General features: G+C 51.5%; 1 protein-coding gene and 2 pseudogenes. 2 read left to right on the forward strand and 1 reads right to left on the reverse strand.

Annotation, left to right across the window (positions count from 1 at the left end):
- A pseudogene (locus tag Q2B33_RS24080) lies at positions 1-869 on the reverse strand (transposase); the annotation flags it as partial.
- A gap of 347 nt (positions 870-1,216) precedes the next feature.
- Here Q2B33_RS24080 and Q2B33_RS24660 point away from each other — a divergent pair.
- Both Q2B33_RS24660 and Q2B33_RS24090 read left to right on the forward strand, forming a co-directional pair.
- A pseudogene (locus Q2B33_RS24660) lies at positions 1,217-1,333 on the forward strand (SpoIVB peptidase S55 domain-containing protein); the annotation flags it as partial.
- Positions 1,299-1,576: ATP-binding protein (locus tag Q2B33_RS24090; RefSeq protein ID WP_300823536.1), on the forward strand; the 278-nt coding region annotated here is incomplete at its 3' end. The pseudogene Q2B33_RS24660 and the gene Q2B33_RS24090, both read left to right, overlap by 35 nt.

The following is a 1,576-nucleotide window of genomic DNA, read 5'->3' on the forward strand; positions in this document are numbered from 1 at the left end:
TTTTGTCTGGTAATGAACTGATAGTCAGTGCGAATCCCACAGACTTCATGCAGGGCATCAGTCAGCTTTGAGCGTCTGTAGAGCGGCATGTACCCCTGGTCCTCGATGTCTGCGAAATCCATTCCGTTCAGCGTCCCTAAGATTTCCTCACAGGTATAGCTGCCTCCCAGCTTCTTTTCCAGGATGCGGTAGACGAGGAGCGCGAGGAAGCAGGTCAGGAAATGGGCCAAGAGCCTGGCTTCAAGCCGCACGAATGCAGGCCTGGCTTCGAAATCCGTCTTCATGATGCGGAAGCATTCCTCTATCCGCCACCGCCCTTCGCTGACCCTGAGTATGGGGGCCACGTCATCGTCCAAAAGGTCGGTGCATACAGCATACAGCCCGTCATACCTGGCCTCTTCTGCAATCTTGTCCTCGTCCAGATAATACTCGATGCCGGCCGCTTCGCCGTCCTTTGTGACAGCCATCTTCCCGACGAACCTGGCCGGGTCGTTGGGGTTCTTCCTCTCCGCTTTCCTTTTCCCGGAGGCGACCATCTTCTCGGCGCGCTCCACCTGCCTCCTGCGGACCTCCTTCTGGTAGGCAGCATATTTGGGGGAGTAGGTGATGATCAGCCTTTGGTGCAGCTTTTTGGTCGTATAGGGACAGTCTTTATAGAAGAGGCAGTCCTTTTCCTCCCTGATTTCAGACAGTTCCACTGGCTTGCCATCAGACAGCCGTCTGAAGCCGCTGCCGTTGAGCGCCCACTCCCTGTCCTCTGCGGGCAGTTTTTTGATGGACTGGGTCACGATGAACGACCTTTCCCCCATATGGTTGAATTCCCAGTTCCCTTCCGAACCCAGGCCTGCATCGCAGCAGTAGATGAACCTGGAGTGGCCGAATTTCTCCATCACGCCGTCCCTGTCAGTGCCGAGCGTTTCGGTAAGTTCCTTGAGGGTGCCGAGTTATGCTTCATGGCCGTCTGAGGGAAGACACGGCATAGGCTCAAATTTTTTAAGCAGTTGTAAAGTGGCGCTGAATGGTATATACTGTTCTCTATAAGACATCATCCTTGGCAGGTTATTGTTTTCTTAGCAGATACAGTATACACCCACAGAGGCATGATGTCTTTAGTTTGATGCTATTTGAGGCAATTTTGGTAGAATTTCAAATTTGCTCATTTATAGATAGATTGAAATAATATGTCATAATTTGTTGTCCTTTCCTTGACACACTCGTGAGCGGCAGCCCCATCATCCAGAACGGGAAGTTCATCGGGGCAGTGACCCACGTGCTGGTGCAGGATTCCAGGAAGGGGTATGGGATTTTTATTGAGAATATGTTGGAGCATTGAGGGGGCAGACATGGATGACCGCGTGGAAGTGACTTCTCCGGGGATGCTGTTTGGAAGTCTGAGACTGCAGGATATCAGAGAAGGTATTTCCATACCCAGGAACCGTGCGCTGGTGTATGCATTTACGTACATGAATATTATGGAGCATTGGGGAAGCGGGATTCCGAGGATTATCAGGCGATGCAAAGAACTTGGACTAGAAGATCCAGAGCTGGTGGAAATTGCCGGAAGCTTTCGTATCAA

Source organism: uncultured Acetatifactor sp. (assembly GCF_948601915.1).
GTDB lineage: Bacteria > Bacillota > Clostridia > Lachnospirales > Lachnospiraceae > Acetatifactor.